At 40.9% G+C, this 21,190-nt stretch carries 15 protein-coding genes; 7 read left to right on the top strand and 8 right to left on the bottom strand.

Going from position 1 to position 21,190, the window contains the following annotated elements; all coding sequences use genetic code 11:
* Nucleotides 1–148 precede the first annotated feature (148 nt).
* Nucleotides 149–1,168, top strand: a complete 1,020-nt coding sequence (locus IRQ78_RS06640) for an MBL fold metallo-hydrolase (protein WP_228482534.1) — start codon at nt 149–151, stop codon at nt 1,166–1,168.
* A gap of 68 nt (nt 1,169–1,236) precedes the next feature.
* Here IRQ78_RS06640 and IRQ78_RS06645 read toward each other — a convergent pair whose 3' ends face one another.
* Both IRQ78_RS06645 and IRQ78_RS06650 read right to left on the bottom strand, forming a co-directional pair.
* A complete protein-coding gene (locus tag IRQ78_RS06645; RefSeq protein ID WP_194441642.1) occupies nt 1,237–1,863 on the bottom strand; it encodes a lysozyme family protein in 627 nt (208 codons plus the stop codon).
* 14 nt (nt 1,864–1,877) lie between these two features.
* On the bottom strand, nt 1,878–2,291 hold the full coding sequence (locus IRQ78_RS06650; protein ID WP_194441643.1) for a lysozyme inhibitor LprI family protein: 414 nt from the start codon (nt 2,289–2,291) through the stop codon (nt 1,878–1,880).
* Nucleotides 2,292–2,534: 243 nt separating this feature from the next.
* On the opposite strand from IRQ78_RS06650, the gene IRQ78_RS06655 reads away from it, so the two are divergent.
* Nucleotides 2,535–4,160 carry a M28 family metallopeptidase gene (locus IRQ78_RS06655; protein WP_194441733.1) on the top strand — a complete coding sequence of 542 codons (1,626 nt, stop codon included), beginning with the start codon at nt 2,535–2,537 and terminating at the stop codon, nt 4,158–4,160.
* A gap of 69 nt (nt 4,161–4,229) precedes the next feature.
* On the opposite strand, the gene IRQ78_RS06660 is transcribed toward IRQ78_RS06655, so the two are convergent.
* The 4 genes from IRQ78_RS06660 to fabB form a co-directional block, all read right to left on the bottom strand.
* Nucleotides 4,230–8,555 (bottom strand): FimV/HubP family polar landmark protein, encoded by a 4,326-nt coding sequence (locus IRQ78_RS06660; protein WP_194441644.1) that lies wholly within the window; start codon nt 8,553–8,555, stop codon nt 4,230–4,232.
* A gap of 321 nt (nt 8,556–8,876) precedes the next feature.
* Entirely contained in the window at nt 8,877–9,893 is a 1,017-nt protein-coding gene (locus IRQ78_RS06665) for an aspartate-semialdehyde dehydrogenase (protein ID WP_054551679.1), read from the bottom strand.
* Nucleotides 9,894–9,925: 32 nt separating this feature from the next.
* Nucleotides 9,926–11,047, bottom strand: a complete 1,122-nt coding sequence (locus IRQ78_RS06670; RefSeq protein ID WP_194441645.1) for a 4-phosphoerythronate dehydrogenase — start codon at nt 11,045–11,047, stop codon at nt 9,926–9,928.
* A 132-nt stretch (nt 11,048–11,179) separates the two neighbouring features.
* Nucleotides 11,180–12,394 carry a beta-ketoacyl-ACP synthase I gene (gene fabB, locus IRQ78_RS06675; protein WP_194441646.1) on the bottom strand — a complete coding sequence of 405 codons (1,215 nt, stop codon included), beginning with the start codon at nt 12,392–12,394 and terminating at the stop codon, nt 11,180–11,182.
* A 179-nt stretch (nt 12,395–12,573) separates the two neighbouring features.
* Between fabB and mnmC the strand changes: the two genes are divergently transcribed.
* Nucleotides 12,574–14,622, top strand: a complete 2,049-nt coding sequence (mnmC, locus tag IRQ78_RS06680) for a bifunctional tRNA (5-methylaminomethyl-2-thiouridine)(34)-methyltransferase MnmD/FAD-dependent 5-carboxymethylaminomethyl-2-thiouridine(34) oxidoreductase MnmC (RefSeq protein WP_194441647.1) — start codon at nt 12,574–12,576, stop codon at nt 14,620–14,622.
* 22 nt (nt 14,623–14,644) lie between these two features.
* On the opposite strand, the gene IRQ78_RS06685 is transcribed toward mnmC, so the two are convergent.
* Complete coding sequence (locus IRQ78_RS06685) at nt 14,645–16,102, bottom strand: OmpA family protein (RefSeq protein WP_194441648.1); 1,458 nt, start codon at nt 16,100–16,102, stop codon at nt 14,645–14,647.
* Nucleotides 16,103–16,244: 142 nt separating this feature from the next.
* Here IRQ78_RS06685 and IRQ78_RS06690 point away from each other — a divergent pair, with 142 nt between their 5' ends.
* The 3 genes from IRQ78_RS06690 to IRQ78_RS06700 all read left to right on the top strand — a co-directional run bounded on the left by IRQ78_RS06690 (nt 16,245) and on the right by IRQ78_RS06700 (nt 19,452).
* Nucleotides 16,245–16,880 carry an SDR family oxidoreductase gene (locus tag IRQ78_RS06690; RefSeq protein WP_194441649.1) on the top strand — a complete coding sequence of 212 codons (636 nt, stop codon included), beginning with the start codon at nt 16,245–16,247 and terminating at the stop codon, nt 16,878–16,880.
* Between the two features lie 249 nt (nt 16,881–17,129).
* Nucleotides 17,130–17,966 (top strand): substrate-binding periplasmic protein, encoded by an 837-nt coding sequence (locus IRQ78_RS06695; protein WP_194441650.1) that lies wholly within the window; start codon nt 17,130–17,132, stop codon nt 17,964–17,966.
* Between the two features lie 7 nt (nt 17,967–17,973).
* Nucleotides 17,974–19,452 carry a methyl-accepting chemotaxis protein gene (locus IRQ78_RS06700; RefSeq protein WP_194441651.1) on the top strand — a complete coding sequence of 493 codons (1,479 nt, stop codon included), beginning with the start codon at nt 17,974–17,976 and terminating at the stop codon, nt 19,450–19,452.
* Here the strand turns inward: IRQ78_RS06700 and IRQ78_RS06705 are convergent.
* Entirely contained in the window at nt 19,442–20,215 is a 774-nt protein-coding gene (locus IRQ78_RS06705; RefSeq protein ID WP_194441652.1) for a sulfite exporter TauE/SafE family protein, read from the bottom strand. The genes IRQ78_RS06700 and IRQ78_RS06705 overlap by 11 nt on opposite strands.
* A gap of 205 nt (nt 20,216–20,420) precedes the next feature.
* Between IRQ78_RS06705 and IRQ78_RS06710 the strand changes: the two genes are divergently transcribed.
* Nucleotides 20,421–21,137: an enoyl-CoA hydratase/isomerase family protein gene (locus IRQ78_RS06710; protein ID WP_194441653.1), complete on the top strand. Its 717-nt coding sequence runs from the start codon at nt 20,421–20,423 to the stop codon at nt 21,135–21,137.
* The last annotated feature ends 53 nt before the right edge of the window (nt 21,138–21,190 follow it).

The following is a 21,190-nucleotide window of genomic DNA, read 5'->3' on the forward strand; positions in this document are numbered from 1 at the left end:
TAACGCAAAAATAAAAAATGCACTAGATAGTTTACTTTTATAGCAAACCATGAAAAACTACACCGTGTAGTTTACTTATGGTGACGATATGAAATTTCTAAAATGGCTCGCAATCGCCACTCTATGCATCGTGATAGGAGTGTTTATTATGAATAATCAATTAGCCGCTGAAGGCGTGAGTGATAACAGCCACTCTGCGCAGTTATCTGATGGCAAGTTCCACAATACTGCTGAGGTAGAAAGACCCAGCTTTAAGAAAACGCTAGGTATCTTCAAACGCTTTATTACTGAAAAGAAAATTGATGCAGAGCCAACAGGTGAACTGCCTATGCATTCTGTTTCTCATGCTCAGCTTGAGCGTTTATCTAATGACACAGTGCATTTTGTAAAATTAGGTCACTCCTCTATTTTAGCGAAAGTGTATGGCGAATACTGGCTATTTGATCCGGTATTTTCAGAGCGCGCTTCGCCTTTTTCATTCATGGGGCCAAAGCGCTTTCAGCCAACACCTATCAGCATTAAAGAGTTACCAAACATTGCCAAGGTATTTATTTCGCACAACCATTATGATCACTTAGATAAAGCGGCGATTAAACAGCTTGTTGATAAAACAGATTCTTTTTATGTGCCATTAGGAGTCGAAAACGACCTGAAAAAATGGGGAGTTGATGAACAAAAAGTCCATAGTTTTGATTGGTGGCAAGAGCAAAATATGGCAAATAGCCAAATTGTATTTACACCAACCCAGCACTTTTCTGGCCGAGGTTTAACAGATGGCAATAAAACTCTTTGGGGCTCTTGGGCTATTAAAGTAAATGACAAGCGCTTTTATTTTAGCGGTGACTCTGGTTATTTTGCTGGCTTTAAAGAAATTGGTAATCGCTATGGGCCATTTGATATCACTTTTATTGAAACCGGTGCTTACGACAAAGATTGGGCTGACATTCACATGACACCAGAACAATCAGTACAAGCTCACCTCGACTTACAAGGTGATGTGATGGTGCCAGTGCATAATGGAACATTCGATCTGGCCTTTCATGCTTGGTATGACCCACTTAAACGTGTCGCTAAAAAAGCAGGACAAGAGCAAGTATCACTGAGTACTCCGTTAGTTGGTGAGGTATTTAAAATTCAAGATACCGCCATTGAAAAAGCGTGGTGGTAATTACCTTCAATAAAAGCTGAGAATTAACTCAGCTTTTATTGAATAGTAGTTGAATATATAATTCCAGTTTAAGGCTTAAATACTGCGTTATTTTTAAAATACGAAATTCTTCTTTGAAACCTATCAGTAGGTACTCTTTGACTAATCCAGTGGTTTGGGTTTGCAAGAACTGATAAGAAGCCTTTAGTGTCATTATTTACAATGTATTTTTGGAGAAATTTTCGTGTTTTACCTGTGTAATCCCCCCTAAATTTAAGGTCAATTAGAATTTCTTTTAGAGCAGAGTCTAACTTCGACCACTCACATTTTCCGTATTTAGCGACTACATCTGCTTTTGTACAAATTCTTTTTGTTTCAGACAATTCTTCTAAATAGCTGATTTGAAATAAGTTAACCTGTTGCTGCTGAGAAATTTCAAAAGTGGAGAGTTTATTAGAAGATATGAAAAGCTTAGCTGAAGGCCCTATTAAACCCGAAGCTTTGGCTAACAAATTAGCATCAGTAACTTTTAATCCTGCTTTGATTAAATCTTGTTGAATTTGTAAAGCTGTCTTCATCTTCATATCATAACCACGCCCAATCGTTAATCCTGAGTTAGCGCTAGGAACATGCAGGACTCTGCTATGAAATGGCCCTTTTTCAGTTCCCTCTGATTCAAACGTGACTTTACCTAAGATTGGCTGTAGTGCACTCATGTTTTCTCCTTAAATTAAAGATTACTTGCTAACCACCGCAAATAACTTATCCTTTCATTCATTTTCATTTCGATACAAGAACTTAGTATTGAATGGTATCCACTTCCCTCTATTGAATCATATGCTTCAAGTTGACACTCAATTGTATGTGATTCTTCCCATAAAGTTTGTGATTTTTTAAATTTACCAGATAGCTCTGGTGATAATTCTGCGAAACGGGTATGTATCGTTTCGACCATCGACTCCATTGTCTTTTTAGCCGTTAATAAATTCCTATCCCCACATTTATCCATATCTTGTTGAGTTTTTTCACTCAAACAATTTAGACTGAAATATGGTTTATGGAGCTCCTCATAATTAACTTCTTGAGACCCGTTAACGTTGGAAGTGAAGCATGGTAAAAAAGCAAATAAAAATATGTATTTCATAGTCCCTCATTTGAAAACATTACTCAGGCTCAATTCTAGCAAATAATATTCTGTTTACTAGAGGCTTATGTGGCTATTACTTTATAATAAATAAGGAAAGTAGTTGTAGAATGAAACTTATCAAGAGAGTGTTCTGCATTATTACCCTTTCATCCTGAATAATTAGTTATTTGTAGACTCTTTCTGGACAGCCTCCCTTCGCGTCCCATATAGTGAAACCCTGTGCAATCAACCAGAAAAACTATGACAACTCACCTTAAGTATGCAAGCTTGGCACTTGCAATTGGTTTATTTGGCTGCTCTGAGCAACCAACAACAAGCACTGATAAACCAAACGCTGAAAGCAATGAAGCCGTAAACATTGCCAATGTACGCTCACATATTAAAACCCTCGCCTCTGATGAATTCTTAGGTCGTGGCCCTTTAACTGAAGGCGAAACGCTCACTATTAACTATTTAGCCGATGAATATAAAAAACTCGGCTTAAGCGGTAGTTTTAATGGCGAGTATTTACAGGCAGTTACTATGGCAAAACTCACCCCAGATCAAAACATGACCTTACAAGTGGGTGATTTAAGCTTTAATGCTGGCAGTGATTTTACCGCCCGTACCCAACAAATTAACCCTGAAATCAACATCGATGGCTCTGATGTTGTGTTTGTTGGCTATGGTATCAATGCACCTGAATATAATTGGGATGACTTTACAGATATTGATGTAAAAGACAAAACAATTATCGTGCTTGTTAATGATCCTGGTTTTGCCACCCAAGACGACGCGCTTTTCACCGGTAATGCTATGACCTACTACGGTCGTTGGACTTACAAATATGAAGAAGGTGCTCGCCAAGGTGCAAAAGCAGTATTTATCGTTCACGAAACTGCTCCTGCCGCATACCCTTGGGGCGTTGTAGAAAGCTCGAACACGGGTAGCAAATACACATTAATCGACCAAGATAAGAATGCTTCTGATATCCCTGTAATGGGTTGGATTGATGAGCAAGCGGCAAATGAAATTTTTGCTCAAGCAGGCCTTGATTATCAAACTGAAAAAGCCAACGCACTAAAAGCTGACTTTAAACCTGTCGACTTAAAAGCGAAAGCAGCGCTGACACTGAAAAGTGATATCTCTCAAGCGCAATCGCATAATGTTGTTGCAACGCTTAAAGGTAGCGAAACTCCTGATGAGTACATTGTAATTGGTGCGCACTGGGATCACTTTGGCATCAAGCAAACTGATGACGGCGTGAAAATCTACAATGGTGCTGTTGATAACGCATCAGGTAGCGCAGCAACGGTTGAAATAGCCCGTATTCTTACTGAAATGCATAAGAAAAAACCATTTAAACGCTCTATTATCTTTGCCAACTTTACGGCTGAAGAAACAGGGCTTATTGGCTCAGAGCAATTCGCAACTGGCGAGATTGTACCAACCAAGCAAATGGTCGCGCTGCTTAATATTGATGGTATGAACGTGCTAGACGGTGTTGACTACATATTACAATACGGTAAAGGCATGTCTGAAATGGAAGACTACCTTGCAGATGCAGCGAAAGCACAAGGTCGTCATGTAAAAATGGACCCGCGTCCTCAAAATGGTTTGTTCTTCCGCTCTGATCACTTCTCTCTAGCTAAGCAAGGGGTTCCTAGCTTATTGTTTATGAGTTTAGGTGATACAGATCCAGATTACATCGCGCACAAATATCATAAAGAAGCTGACGACTATTCAGCAGATTGGTCTATGGGTGGTGTTGAGCAAGATATCGAACTGATAGTTGATATTGCTGCCAAACTTGCTGATAACGGCGACTGGCCTAAGTGGAAAGCCGAGTCTGATTTCAAAACTCGTCGCTTACAAGACAAGCAATAACCTTCGCTTAGATACAAAAAACCGAGCTAGTTGAAGTTAGCTCGGTTTATTATTGGTTAGTTTTACTTATTACTCGCTAATTTTAGCTTTAAGTGATTGTGCTTCTTCTTGCACTTCCTCTGGGCCATTGGCAATAACATCTTCAATGGCTTGGAGCGCTGCATCAAAGTCGTCTATTTCGATATATGCCCGAGCTAAGTCCAGTTTTGCTGAGTAACCACCACTTTCGGCATCAACATCAGTTGGGTTATCACCTGCTAGTAAGTCATTAAAATCACTCAGCCCTACATCCATATCAACCTCATCATAAGGTTCGTGGTCGAGTGCTTCATCGTCACTTTGTTCAAGTAATGAATCGATATCTACAAACTCATCCGTTGAAGTAGTTTGCTCCTCAGTATCTAATGCCTGTACTTCAGGTGCAACTGGCTGTTCGCTTTCATCCTGTAAGTCTTCATTTAATAGCGCATTAAAATCAACATCGAACTCACTGGCATCAGCAATATCAGCTTCGTCTGGCTCTGCTAGTTCATTTAACAGCGCATCAAAGTCTGTTTGAGTAAGGTCAGCCATAAAATCATCATCGATTTCATCGTCTGACAGCTCACTTAAATCAACCTCGTCAGCTAAATTAGACTCGATATCAGCTAATGTTTGCTCAGCTTCTCGGGCATCATCAAGTTCAACATCGTCCAATTCGAATTCAGGGAACTCTTCTAATTCGTCTTGGCTATCAGCCACCTCATCGTCAATTAGCGCTTCGCTCGTTAACTCTGTTGTGCCTTCACTCTGTGATTGATCCGATAAGTCGTCCTCAGGGTCAAGAATGTCATCTTCTGTAAATTCATTATCAAGCAAGATCTCATCATCAAAATCATCGTCTAGCTGATCAAGCTCATTACCCGTTGCTAATGAGTTAGCAAGGTCTTGCTCTGCCTGACTTAACTGTAATGGTGCATCTTCATCTAACTCACCAGAAGTGTCTTCATCCAATTCAAAACCGGCTTCATCTAGCTCAAGCTCTGGATACTCTTCCAACTCTTGGCTAGGAGTCACCGTATCTTGCTGTAATGGCTCTTCGTCGGCGGTTAAATCAAATTCATCAGTTAGGTCTTCATCTGCTAGCGGATCATCGCCTAAATCAATTTCAACTTCTTCTATGTCTTGCTCTGGTTCATCAATTGACCAGTCTGGTGCTTCAACATAGTCATCTTCTTCACCAATTTCATTTAATAACTCATCGACACTTTTCAGTGACGGATCATCAAATTCGTCAAGACTATCATCTTCATCTAATAGCTCATCGCTATCTTCATTAAACTCTTGATTAAGCGCCTCATCGATATCAACTTCGTCACTATCATCCGCATCATCAACCAACTCAGATGCAATCGATTCAACATTCATGTCATCAACCGCTTGATCAGCATCGGCTAAATCTTCTAGCGACTCTTGTAGGTTCTCATCATGCTCTGCACTGTCACTCTGTTCATGACTTAAATCTGAGATCTGCGCTTCAGTGTCTTGCTTCAGCTCATTTGTTTGCTGAATAAGCTCTTCAAGCTCATCATCAACGTCAGAGTCCTGCTCATCACTAGCATCTTCATCAAGTAATGAGTCGATGTCATCGACATCTAAATCATGATCAAGCTCATCTTCGTCAATTAAGTCGTCTACACTAGGTTCTTCAATTGACTCTTCAACCAACTCTTCAGATTCAGGCTCTTCTTGAGCTTCATCTAATAGTGAGTCGATGTCATCGACATCTAGGGCATCATCAAGCTCATCTTCATCGATTAAATCGTCTGCACTTGGTTCTTCAATTGACTCTTCAACCAGCTCTTCAGGTTCAGGCTCTTCTTGAGCTTCATCTAATAGTGAGTCGATGTCATCGACATCTAGGGCTTCATCAAGCTCATCTTCATCGATTAAATCGTCTGCACTTGGTTCTTCTACAAGCTCTTCATGCTGCTCTTCAACAAGCTCTGCTTCAGGCTCTGTCTGAGCTTCATCTAATAATGAATCAATGTCATCGACATCTAAATCATCATCGAGCTCGTCTTCGTCGATTAAGTCATCTGCGCTTGGTTCTTCTGTAAGCTCTTCTGGCTGCTCCTCAACAAGCTCTGCTTCAGGCTCTGCTTGTGTCTCATCTAGCAATGAATCAATGTCATCAACATCGAGGGCATCATCAAGCTCGTCTTCGTCGATTAAATCGTCTGCGCTAGGTTCTTCTGCTAATTCTTCAGTTAACTCTTCAGGTTCCTGTATTTCTTCAGGCTGTTGCTCATCTTGAGCTTCATCTAATAATGAATCAATGTCATCAACATCTAAGTCATCATTAAGCTCATCTTCGTCGATTAAATCGTCTGCGCTAGGCTCTTCAATAAGCTCTTCAGGCTCTTGCTCTGCTTGTGCTTCATCTAGTAATGAATCAATGTCATCAACATCGAGAGCATCATCAAGCTCATCTTCATCGATTAAATCGTCTGCGCTAGGTTCTTCTGCTGGCGCTTCTTCTTGAACTTCATCTAATAGTGAGTCAATGTCATCAACATCTAGCGCATCATCAAGATCATCGTTTTCTAATGCATCGTTAGCTTCAGCGGCTGGCTCTTCTGTTTGTGCTTCATCGATTAAGCTGTCGATATCGAAATCATCTTCATCGATGAGTTCATCCGCGCTTGGTTCTTCGGCTGGCGCTTCTTCTTGAGCTTCATCTAATAGCGAGTCAATGTCATCAACATCCAGCGCATCATCAAGATCGTCGTTTTCTAATGCATCGTTAGCTTCGGCTGCTGGCTCGTCTGTTTGCGTTTCATCAATTAGGCTGTCGATATCGAAATCATCTTCATCGATGAGTTCTGCTTCTACGTTAGTTGTTGAGGCATCATTATTTTCATCGAGTAAGTCATCAATATCGTCTAGGTTTACGTCTTGATTAGAATCCGTGTTGTTTTGTTCATCAATTAAGCTATCAATGTCAAAATCATCTTCAGCGTCATCTTCTGCGAGCTCTTCACTAAGCGCTGCCATTTCATCATTAGCGTTATCTAACGAGTCACCTTCATCAGTATCAAATAGGTCATCAATGTCATCAGCACTTAAAATATCACCCGATGAATCTGCTGGAGACTGTTCACTATCTAGGTCTATTTCATCACCTAAACTGTCGTCATCGGTTTGATCGAAATCTTGCTGTAAAAATGCATCTAAATCATTATCGTCAGCGCTATTAGATGAATCATCGCTAAACTCAATATCATCACTTAAAAGCCCTTCTAGCTCATCTTGATTTAAAACACTGTCATCTTCATCGAAACTATCATCAATGCTGTCGTCAAAAATGATGTCATCATCTGGCAGCATGTCTTGGTCTAAGTCGTCATCTAAACGCACACTCAAGTCATCATTGTCTTCGACTGGATCAGGAACTAGTGGATCAGTTTCTATAATTGGTTCTAAATCATCATCAGCATTATAACTTGGGCTTTGAGGTAAAAATTCATCGTCATCGCTGGCATCTGTATCATCATTGGCGCTGTTGCGTTTTTTCAAAAACATCACAACGGCAGCAATGATCAGTAATGCCGGAATAAACATTAATGCACCGAGAACAAATGGGTTGCTCAGTAAACTCGAAAAACTAAACCCACTGTCCTCTTCAATCTTTTTTGCTCTTTGCTGCTCTATGATTTCATTTTGTTTAGTGATCAGTTCTTTCAGCTGCTTTTGAATTTCACTGTCTTGACCAAGCTGATCGCGAACGGTTTCAAGCTCTTTAGAAATACCACTCAGTTGTTTTTTGAGTTTGTTGTTCTCAGCTAAGATTTCTTCAACATTTTCAACCGACGATTTAAACTGCTTTTGAAGCTCGACTAGCTGCGTACCCTGCTCAGTTTTAATGGTGTTGATTTCTTGCTTAAGCTCTTGCTTTGCTTCGTCTACATCAACTTTACGGGCTTGGGTTACTTTCTTTTGCGATTCATTAATTTCAGCAGTAGTCAGCGTGCCGTTTTTCTTTTTCTCCCATAGCTCATCATCTTGTTCAGAACGCGCTTTTGCTAACGTTGGATTGACCGCGCGCATTTCTGCAATGGTTGGGATTTTTAGGTATGCGCCATCGCGCATATGGTTAAGGTTTTGGTCTAAAAATGACGATGGGTTTTTGTCATACAGAGCTTGCATGACCTGATAAATACTTACAGAGTTGTCAGGGCGAATTTTAGCGGCAATGCGCCACAGTGTATCGGTCGGTTTAATTGGACCAATAGAGCGCCCCTGCGCACCATAATCGACACCTTTAGGGCCTTTAAGTGTGGTGCCTTCATCAGAGTATGTCGGTGTTACCACCAATGCAGACGCTAATATGAAGAGTGTTGCTAAACCGCGCATGCTGATCCTTTATGTTTTAAATGTTAACGCAGCAACCTTGGTTGCTTAAACATCAAGTAATTCTTGCAGAATTGATTCTTAATTATGTTTTCTTGCAAGCTCTATTCCAGCTGCAAACTATAGCTTAGTTGCCTTGCAATATCTATTGCAACACCTTGATAGTAAATAGCTTAAATATTAGCGGCTGAGAGACTTTTTTATTGTTATCGTTAAGTTTATACGCTTTTACAACGTATGCGGCAATAATTTGGCAGTGAATTCACAAAAAAAGCGGCAAATTGCCGCTTTCTGTCAAATTTAGCTCAGCCTAAATCATCAGATTTATAAATAATTTGCGATAAGCTCTTCAGCAATCTGCACACTATTTGTTGCTGCACCTTTGCGCGTATTATCACTTACAACCCACATATTTAAACCATGTGGATGCGAAATATCAGCACGTAAACGCCCTACGTATACTGTATCGTTACCACTTGCATCAGACACAGCTGTTGGGTAATCAGCTAAGTCTTCAATAAACTCTACACCTGGTGCATCGTTTAATAGCTGCTTCACATGTTCGATATCTACTGGCATACGCGTTTCAATATTGATCGCTTCACTGTGACCAAAGAACACGGGAACACGAACACAGGTCGGGTTAACCACAACACTGTTATCACCTAAGATCTTTTGTGTTTCGTTAACCATTTTCATTTCTTCGCGGGTATAACCGTTATCTTCAAAACTGTCTATTTGTGGGATCACGTTAAAAGCAATTTGTTTAGGGAAAACGGCATTATCCATCGGACGCGCATTCATTAAGTTTGCTGTTTGCTTGGCTAGTTCATCAACGGCTTCTTTACCCGCCCCCGATACAGCTTGATAAGTTGATACGTTAATACGGTCAATGCCATAAGCATCATAAATTGGTTTTAACGCCACCAGCATTTGAATCGTTGAGCAGTTAGGGTTTGCAATGATGTTGCGATTTCTGAAATCCGCTAAGCTTGATGCATTCACTTCAGGAATAATGAGTGGCACATCGTAGTCATTACGAAAGTGTGAGGTATTATCAATTACCACACAGCCTGCGTCCGCCGCAATCGGTGCGTATTTTTCAGAGACACTGCCGCCTGCTGAAAATAAACCAATGTGAGCTTGGCTAAAATCAAACTCTTCAACATCGATTACTTCAATGCTCTCACCGCGAAATTGAATTTCTTCACCAGCACTACGGCTGCTTGCGAGTAAAAATAACTGGTCTACCGGAAACTTACGATCTTCTAACGTTTCGATAATCTGACGACCCACTAAACCTGTGGCACCTAATACGGCTACATTAAATTTTTGCGACATGTATTTTCCTCTTTTGAATAAAGCAAATGGCTTTATTCGTTAATTCTAAATCCCAGTGCAGCTAATGCGCCTTCGCATGCACTGTTGGCAGCCACCGACAACGTACTAAACTCGCGTCGTGGCGGGTAATTCTTACGTAAACTATCAAAGCCTTCGCTTGCTAATTTACTGCGTAAAATGCCATCGTCGCGTCGCACATCATAAATTAAGTGCACCAAGCGACCTATATCGTCTAGGTTAAAGGTTTCACCTAGCGTGACAGAATGGCTAATTGGCTCTGGTAAAAAATCGTCCAGAGACTTAAGCGCTGCGATGCCTTCAAGCTCACATACTTGCTGATACAGCATTTGTGTACCGCGGGCTTTGCCTTCAAGTGTATGCCCTGCAATATGTACGCTGGCATAACGTACATAATCAAGCAGAGGTGTCAGTATATTGGGTTCGTTTTCCCAAACATCAAGCACACAATCTAATTTTGCGCCTTGCTCAAACAATGCTAGCAATGCTTGGTTATCAATCACATCACCACGGCTTGCATTGATAATCGTCATGCCCGGCTTAAGTGCTTTTAAGCGTGTTTCGTCTAGCATGTGCAAGGTTTTATGTGGCCCTTGTTTAACCAATGGCACGTGAAAAGTCACAATATCAGCTTGGGCTAGTAATGTGTCTAACTCAATATGCTCTGCAAGCTCACCGGCTTCATGTTTTGGTGGATCACATAACAATACATTCATGCCTAGCAAGCTTAACTTATCACGTAAACAGCTACCTATACTGCCAACACCCACTATGCCGATGGTTTTGCCTTGTAACGAGCTGGCATTTTCTTGGCTCAAGGCATACAAGCAGCTAATAACATACTCAGCAACCGCCACAGCATTACAACCTGGTGCGCTGCTAAATGCGATATTTCGCTCAGCAAGTAACTCGGTATCAATGTGATCAACACCTATGGTTGCTGTGCCCACAAATTTTAATTTATCTGCTTGAGTGAGTAAGGCTTTATCTACATTGGTAACAGAGCGGGTTAACAAGAAATCGACCCCGACTAGCTGCTCGGGTTGAAGATTACGGCCATCAAATCGCTCAACATCACCAAAATCGGCAAAGTACTGCTCAACCAATGGCATATTTTGATCTGCAAGAATTTTCATTTGTGTGTCCGAGAGGCAGAAAGTGGCGCTATTGTAGCGAATTTATCAGTATTCGGATAGGTAACAACTAATACTTTATAACAAATGAAAAAGCCGAGCTATTGCTCGGCTTTAAGCAAATACTGGAGAGGTTTAACCTTTATATTTGCTCATTACTAATGTGGCGTTAGTGCCACCGAAACCGAAGCTGTTAGACATAACTGTATTTAGTTCAACGTCTTTACGCTCAGTTACAATATTTAGACCTTCAGCTTGCTCATCTAGTTCATCAATGTTGATAGATGGAGCAACAAAGTTATTCTCAAGCATTAATAGCGAGAAGATTGCTTCATGAACGCCTGCTGCACCTAGAGCGTGACCTGTCATCGCTTTGGTTGCACTGATCATTGGCGAGTTACCACCAAATACTTCTTGAATAGCGCCAAGCTCTTTCACATCACCAACAGGTGTTGAAGTACCGTGAGTATTTAAGTAATCAATACCGCCTTCAAGATCTTGCATTGCTTGCTTCATACAACGTACAGCGCCTTCACCTGATGGAGCTACCATGTCGTAGCCGTCAGACGTTGCACCGTAACCAGTGATTTCTGCATAAATGTGCGCACCACGAGCAAGTGCATGCTCAAGCTCTTCAACAACAACGATACCGCCACCACCAGAGATAACGAAACCGTCACGGTTTGCATCGTATGTACGTGATGCTTTCTCTGGTGTTTCATTGTACTTAGTAGACAATGCACCCATTGCATCGAATTCCATTGCTAGCGTCCAGTGAAGCTCTTCACCACCACCTGCAAAGATGACGTCTTGCTTACCTAATTGAATTTGCTCAACCGCATGACCGATACAGTGTGCAGATGTCGCACATGCAGAGCTTAGTGAGTAGTTAACACCTTTAATTTTAAATGGTGTTGCAAGACACGCCGAAGTCGTACTCGCCATAGTACGTGGTACCATGTAAGGACCAACACGTTTTACGCCTTTTTCACGTAAAATGTCAGCCGCTTCAACTTGCCATTTAGATGAACCACCACCTGAACCCACTAATAAACCAGTGCGCTCGCTTGAAACTTGATCTTCACTAAGGCCTGCATCTGCAATCGCTTGTGCCATAGAGATATAAGCGTATGCAGCAGCATCGCCCATAAAGCGCATTGCTTTACGATCAACAAACTCTTTAACATCAATATCGATTTTGCCAGATACGTTACTACGTAGGTTGTAGTCAGCAAACTCTTGGTTGAACGCGATACCACTACGGCCTTGTTTTAATGATTCTAATACTTCTTCTTTGTTGTTACCGATGCTTGAAACAACACCGATGCCCGTAATAACGGCTCTTCTCATGGGTAATTACCTTAGCTCTATACTAAATTGTGTTCTATTTTACGCTGAAATTACTTTCGAAGTGGTCAGCTTTCTAGCGTACACATGTACTCTGAATGTCTAGCTTATAAATAACGCCAGACTATTTCAAAGAAAACACGTAAAATAATGAAAAAAGTTTGTAGTTAATTAGTTAAACCATGATCAAAAACGCACATATTCATTTTAATCACCTTGGTACCCCTGTCGCCGATCAGTTTGACGATGTTTATTTCTCTAATGACGATGGCTTAGCCGAATCACATTATGTGTTTTATCAACAAAACCATATCCCGCAACGATTACAAAATCATGACCGTAACCACTTTGCAATTGCTGAAACAGGCTTTGGTACGGGGCTTAACTTTTTAAATACATGGCAGCACTTTGCTGCTCACCTTGATAGGCAGCATGCAGAGCAAGAAGTTCAAAATCAACCCGACCATAGTGGTAAAAAAAGTGTTACCCGCTTGCACTTTATCTCTTTTGAAAAGTTTCCAATTAAGCGTGATGACCTTGCTCAAGCACTCAAAGCTTGGCCTAGTTTAAGCAAGTATAGTGAGCAACTAATTGCTCAATACCCAATTAATTTAGCCGGCTGTCATCGCCTAGAATTTGCAGGCGGAAAACTAATACTCGACCTTTACTTTGGTGACGTGCAAGACAGCATTGACGCCATGAGCTACCCAAGCGAAGGAATTGTTGATGCTTGGTATTTAGATGGCTTTGCACCAAGTAAAAACCCAGATATGTGGCAACAGAGTTTGTTCAACAAGATGCGTGCTATCTCAAGATCAAATGCCACACTCGCCACTTTCACTGCCGCAGGCTTTGTCAGAAGAGGACTCATCGAAGCTGGCTTTAGCATGAGTAAAGCAAAAGGCTATGGTAAAAAACGCGAAATGCTAATTGGCGAGCTCACTGAGCCTAATGAGCAACAGTCAGGGCCAGCGTATTTTGCACATCAGCAAAGTGAACTGAGTAATGTGGCTGTTATTGGGGGTGGTATTGCCAGTAGCAGTGTACTGTATTCACTAGCAAAAAGAGGCCTAAAAGCCACGCTTTTTTGCCAAGATGAAGCACTTGCCATGGGCGCTTCTCACAATGTACAAGGGGCTGTTTATCCGCATTTGCAAGCGAAGAACTCACCGCACAGTGAAATGTTTGCTCATAGTTTTTTATATGCGATGCGTCTTTACCAACAATTACTTAATGATGGTTTTGACTACCCTCATAAGTGGTGTGGTGTATTACAGCACGCGGTTAAACAAGGTCTAGCTGATAAACATCAAAACCTTGCCGATAAAGAACTTTGGCCAGCTGAATTAATGCGTAATGTAAGCGCTGAAGAAGGCGACGAAATTGCCGGTGTAGAAACGGGCTACTCAGGCGTATTCTTTGCAAAAGGCGGCTGGGTAAATCCACCAGCCCTGGTTACAGCACTCTTTAATGCGGCAAATTCGTTAACTGCCACTACCAATAATAAAATGGACTGTCACTTTAATTGCCATATTGAAAAGCTCGAAAAAACCGCTGACGGCTGGTTACTACACAGCAAAGAGCAAACATTCGGGCCATTTAGCGATGTGATTAATTGTGCAGGTGAACACAGTGACCAGTTTAGCCAAACTCAAGCTCTACCTGTTGTTGGTGTGCGCGGCCAAGTCTCGCATGTGCAAGCAAGCGAGCAGTCAAAACGCTTAAAGACCGTGCTTTGCCATAAGGGCTATTTTACTCCTGAATATCAGGGCCATCATTGCATGGGCGCGACCTTTGAAAAAAACTCAAAAAGCCGTGAAGTTAAAGAGCAAGACAACCACATCAATCGCGAACAACTGTTAAGTTTTTACACAGACAGCGAGTTTGCAACGACCTTAGGTGAGATAACAGCCGCGAAAGCAGCTGTAAGGTGTACCTTCATTGACCATTTACCTATGGCTGGTGAATGGGCTGAACAAAGTGATTATGTAAGCGCGTTTGCTAATCTTCGCTTAGGCAAGCGTTATCAGTACCAAACGTTAACAAAACCTCAGCAAGGCTTGCATGTACTCACAGGCTTTGGTGCAAGAGGCCTGTGCAGTGCCCCCCTTTGTGCTGAACATTTAATTGCTTGTTTAAATAATGAACCAAGACCATTTAGCGAACGCGTGAGTCAAGCTATTCACCCCGCCCGCTTTATTGTTCGTGACCTAATTCGTAATAAAATTTAAGGGGCTAAAAAGCCCCTTTTGATTAATTACTTAATCGCTCAACTAGCTCTACGCGCCGATTTAACTGACGACCCAAATCGTTTTTATTATTGGCAGCTGGCGCATAAGGGCCTACACCATAACCAATTAAGCGCGACTCTTTAATGCCATATTGACTCACGAGCGCTTTAACAACCGCTTTTGCTCGTTTAGATGACAACCCTAAATTATATTCTGGGCTTCCTTTATCATCAGTATGACCAACAACGTACAAGTTTAAGCTGTTATTTTTATTTAAAACATCCGCAATCACTTTTAATGACTCGGCTGACTCAGGTTTAATGTCTGATTTATCATGGTCAAAGTAAATGCCATAAATGGCTGCTTTACCTTTTTGCTCTAGTTGCTTTAACACCTGATCCGGATTGGTTTTAACTAAATCTCCTTGTAAAGGCTCTGTTCGAATTATAACAAGTTGCACTCGCGTAGTGCCTTGGTAATTACCCACAAAAAATGCGACAAAGGTTGTTTGATTTTCTATGGTGTTTTTCATTAACTGATAACGCGGCTGACGATAATAGTTATAAACTTGTTTTACCGACAAGTGATCACCAAGTGCTTGTATTGCCTTACGGTCGTCACCACATGCTTGACGTTCGCAACTAAAAACCGTTTCAAAGCCTTCTTTTGTTAAGGCAGACACATAGTTATGAAAAACCTTAAGGGTTGATACTTTTCTAATTTCATAAGTAATACGAGTGATATCGCCTGTCACATCTTCGGCAGGTAGCGCTTTGTTTTTACCGTTGAATATTCCTGTTGGTAGTGAAAATTCTTCGTAATCAATTTGCTCGTAGTCTTCAATAAAACTACCAGGATATCGGCTAAGTAATGGATGATCGCTTGAGCCTCTAATATCGTCTTTAGGTGCTTTGGTAACTGGATTTGATTGCTGTTTTGCAAAAGCAGCTGTATTGGCTTGTATCAGACCTGTTTCAAGCTCCTTAATCGCAATTGAGCTACTCATAACACGCGTTTTACTGTTGTACTGGCCAACAAATAACGACACTGCAAACTCAGGCTTTTCACCTTTAGTGGCAAGCAGATAATAAGGCTTACGATGATAATTATAGAGCTGAAAGTAACCGACTTCCTCTGCAAAATCACTGCTGTCACCGCAAGCATCTAGCTGACAAGAGTAAACAATATTAAAGCCATCTGTGAGTAGAGCGTGTTTATAGTTTTCAAATACTTTGAGAGTGGCAACATTGTTTATTTCGTACAATGTGTGGTTTACATCGCCAATAAAGTCTGTGTAACTAAATCGCTCTGACGACTTTTTACTGTCATCAAACTGGCTCATTAATTTTGTCTGTTCGCCACTGAGTTTAACCGATTTTTCAACATCACTATTTGGGTAAGGCGATAGCCATTGATTAGCAGATACCGCATTGCAAAATGCTAATGTTATCACCACCAAAAGATTAAAATATATTTTCACTTTAAGTCCTTTTAATTGAGTTTGTACCTAATTCAATACTATGTCAAATAATACTTTTTTATTCAAAGTTTGCTTGTACCCCTTTAAAAATAAATCCACACCCCAAGGTCTTTAGTTACACAGCAATTAGAAGGAGTTTGATATGAAAACCTTAATCATTGGCGCAACGGGCCAAATAGGTAAAATGACCACCGAAAAAATGCTGGCAAGTGGCCATGACGTAGTGGCTCTGGTTAGAGACAAAAGCAAACTGACTGCGCTTGAAAGTAATCATTTAACGATTGTAGAGCAAGACCTCGAAAACGATTTTAGTCGTGCCTTCGAAGGGGTTGAACAAGTAATTTTTAGTGCTGGATCTGGTGGTGCAACAGGTGCAGATAAAACCTTACTGATAGATTTATGGGCCGCAGTTAAAGCGATTAATTATGCGGTAGATGCCAAGGTTAAGCACTTTATTATGGTGAGCTCAATCGGTGCTGATGCCCCAGACAACATTGAAAGCAGTATAAAACCGTATTTAGTTGCAAAGCACATGGCTGACCAACATTTAATCAATAGCGAATTAAATTACAGCATTGTCAGACCGGGCACGCTATTAGATGATGCAGCCACGGGGCGATTAACCACCACGCGCCCTGCAACGCGCCAAGATGCGGTTATCAACCGTGAAGATGTAGCAAATACCCTGCTATACCTTGCTGAACATACACCGAAAAAACCACAAGTGTTTGAATTGTTTAATGGTGATAAGTCAATCTATGACTTACTGGATGCCTAATTTAAACTATAAACCTTAGCTGGATAAAGTTAACTTTATCCAGCTCCCTCCTTAAATACCCACCCAAAAAATTAATTTTTTGTAAGTCGCAATGAATAAAAACTTTATATTTCAATGCTCTAATTATTTTTATTTTAAATTAGCTTACAAATAAGCATTGCTGTGCCCTATTTAATGATAAAGCAGTAATGACATGAAACGCCATATGGAATTAATATATTATTTACAAAAACACAACAATGATGTCCAATGCATTACACCCTCATTATTCTATGTCTGGCCTTTGCTTCTGTAAGTTATTCTCAAGAAGTTAAGATACAAAGTAATAGTAGTAACACTTCTTTACCCTATAAATTGTTAACCCAAGCAATTGAGCGAGCGGGTTTAAGCTACTCGCATCCATATAATAACTTTAAAGATATTACCGATGCTCGAATGTTAAACGACTTACAAAATAAGCAGCTTGACGTTATCTGGAGCATGACTTCAAGACAATTAGAGGAAGATTACCAAGCCGTTTATATTCCTTTGTTTCGTGGCTTACTTGGCATGCGAGTAGCATTAGTGAAAGCACAAAATCGCGAGCTGTTTAGCTCGGTAACTAGCTTGCAAGATTTAAAGCACTACACCGCAGGGCAAGGTAAAACCTGGCCAGACACTAAAATATTAAAAGCGAACCAACTGCCCGTTGTTACTACATTAAAATACCCTAACTTATTCCCAATGCTTGAGGGTGAGCGCTTTGATTATTTCCCACGTGGTGTAAATGAACCTTGGGATGAAATTGCCAATCATTCGGAGCTTGACCTCATTGTTGAGCCGCACTTGATCATAAAGTACACCGCACCTCTTTACTTTTTCGTCAATAAAAACAACCTTACACTACACCAACAACTAAGCGATGCCCTTAACGAGATGATCGATGATGGCACTTTTAACGCGATGTTTTTGGCAGACAGCCAAGTACAAACTGTTTTATCAAAAGCCAACTTGAGCTCGCGTCGCGTCATTGAGCTTGAAAACCCAACGTTATCGTCGAACACACCAAATAAAAATAGCCCTTTGTGGTTTAACCCATTTCAATGAGCGCATAATGAAATCACTAAAATATAAAATGACCTTAGCACTATCTTTGTGCCTTTTCTTAAGCATGATCTTCGTGATCAGCGCAAACTATCTGCTCGCAAAGTCGAGTCAAACACAACAATGGCAAGACGACATCACAGCCCTTAATGAGCAACTGCAGGTTATTTTAGCTGAGCCGGTATTCTCTTATGATGAGCCGTTAATCAATCAGATTATTAAAGCCTTTTCGCAAAACAAACATATACATAGCATTTCAGTGACAGACCATCGTAATAAGCTTCTTGCCTCAATCATCAAACAAACTAACAGCGCATCGGTTAGCAAAACTATTGATTTGCACTATTTAGATAATTTAATTGGCCACATTAAAATTGGTTATTCACAACAAGCGCTGCATAGCACCATTGCTAATTCGACACGCACTATGTTTATTACCCTGCTGGTCTCATTTATCACCCTAGGTACCGTGATTATTTATATCGTGCGGCTTTTAGTGATAAAACCAATCGATAGCGTAAACAGCCTTGTTGATGAAATTGTCAAAGGTGAAGGCGACCTTACAAAACGTATTAGCTATCAATCTAATGATGAAATTGGTTACTTGGTTAATGGCTTCAACCGATTTATAGCGCAAGTACAAGAAATAATTACAGAGTTAGGCAGCACTGCCAGCGAACTTGAAATGATTGCCAGCACAGTAAACGAAGCATCTGTTCGCTCAAAAAATGAGGCCGAACTTGGATACAACCGCACTGATTCAGCAACCAATGCGCTTAGTCAGTTAAGTGAAGCAACCAAAGAAATTGCTCAAGGAGCCAACCAAACCGCGCAGCAAACAACCGATGTACATCGCTTATGCCAACAAGGCGAACAAAACATGAATGCCAATGGCAATATTGTTGATGAGTTAACTGCACAACTAGACCACACTTCAAATGTAGTTAAACAATTAAACGCCAGCAGCAATGAAATTAGCCAAGTGCTCGATGTTATAAAAAGCATTGCCGAGCAAACCAATTTGCTGGCTCTAAATGCTGCTATTGAAGCGGCTCGTGCTGGTGAATCTGGTCGAGGCTTTACCGTGGTCGCCGATGAAGTAAGAGCGCTTGCTAGTAAAACCTATGATTCAACATCTGAGATTGAGTCGATTATTGTATCGCTACACAATAATACTTCTGATTGTGTAACCGCAACGGAGCAAAGTAAGTCACTGAGTGATAAAGTAAGCCAAGCGAATCAAAAAAGCCAAGCAGTGTTTAAAGATATTGCTAAACAAATCAATACCATTAATCAAATGAACGAGAGCGTGGCAGCAAGTTCTGAAGAGCAAACCAGTGTCACCGCTGATATATTAAATACTATGCAGCTTATTAACCAAGGCGCTAAGAGCCTATCACAAGAAGCTCAGCACCTTGATAACACCATAGGCCAGCTCAATGAATTAGAACGCGGCATCGTTGCTAAATTGGGTTTGTTTAAATACTAAAAGCCATGATCCCCTGCCACGCAAGTTGCAGGGAAAGCACCGATAACACTAAACGAAAAATTTTTTTAAATTTATCTGACGAAATGCGGTGCAATAACTTAAGGCCAAGCCAAGTACCTAAAGCACCGCTCAATATCATGAGCATAACCAGCGGCAACCACTGCCAAAATGCAAACCCCACAGCCCCATATAAAATCGCTTTTAAGGTATGTTGTACTGTCATGCAGCTTGAGAAAGTGGCGGTAAATTTAAGCTTATTATAATTATTGACATATAAGCAGCTGCCAACCAAAGGCCCACTTGCCCCTACAAACATCGAAATAAACGTGGTCCAAAGCCCTGCGAGAACACGCCATAACTTTGAAGTTTCTCTGAGTTTTGGCGTCACACCCCACAGTAAATAAAGCACAAAGGCAGCGACCACTATTTTCATTAATTCAAGGGGAATTGATGTGACAATCGTTGAGGCAACCAGCGCTCCTATGACTCCCCCTAAAGAGAAGTACACAAACATAGCACCATCAATATGTTTAAACGTGAACAAAAAGCGGTTTGCATTAGAGCCTAACTGCACTAACCCATGAACAGGAATAACCACACTCATAGGAAGCATGGATGCCATGATCACTAGCAGCATTAAGCCGCCACCCGCACCAAAAGCTGCTGAAATCATTGAAGTAAAGCCCGCAACCACAATGAGCATTATAGTGCTGATCGGGCTTAATAAATCTCCACCCAAAAACTGCCAACTGATCAAATCCATTGTTACGCTTTAAATAGTGTGTTTGAGCTAACGCTATCATGACTCACCACTATTAGCGATATATTGGAAAATAGTTTCGACTAAAAGACCATATCAACCAAAAGAGAAGTGCCCCTAAATTCACAACTGGTCAGACTTGTTGTTTATTTTGTTAAACCTATGGGTTATAACTATGCCCACAACACAATAAAATTGAAGGCACAGCATGACACTGATGAATGTAAGTACACAAGGATCTGTTGCTATCTTAACTATGACAACAGCTGAAAATCGCCATAATCCTGCTTTTGCAGAGGCTTTTTTAACTTGCCTTGACGAAATCGAACATAATCCTGAACACAAAGCACTCGTGATCACTTCAAGCAGCGAAAAATCATGGAGTTTGGGCATAGATACCGATTGGCTAATGCTGGCATTAAAAACACAAAAATTTGCAGAAGTAAGTGGCTTTATGCACTCGATGGATGCGGTATTTAAACGCCTATTACTCTTCCCAATGCCAGTAATTGCAGCAATTAATGGTCACGCGTTTGGTAATGGCGCCATTTTATCGTGTGCTTGCGATTTTAGGTTTATGCAAAGCGACCGTGGTTTCTTCTGCTTTCCAGAAGTTGACTTATCAATCCCGTTTTTACCGGGCATGCTCGCCTTTATTAAAAAAGCCATTCCAGACTATCGTTTTAACGAGATGATGCTAACTGGCCGCCGCGTTACCGCAGGCGAACTTGCCACGGATCATGTTATTGAACAAGCTTGCCCAGACAACGAAGCTTTATTTAATACCGCCCTCGAATTTGCCAGCCAGTTCGATAAAAAACGCGCGATTTTCGCCGAGCACAAAAAGCGCCTACACAAACACATCATCGACACCATTGATATAGAAAACAAACCGATTATTGATGCTGTTCAGTTGGTTGTTTGATTCTAGACTCTGGACTTCTTTAGAGGAGCTTTAGAAAAAAGTTTTAGCAATAA

Source organism: Pseudoalteromonas simplex, from assembly GCF_015278155.1.
GTDB classification, from domain to species: domain Bacteria; phylum Pseudomonadota; class Gammaproteobacteria; order Enterobacterales; family Alteromonadaceae; genus Pseudoalteromonas; species Pseudoalteromonas simplex.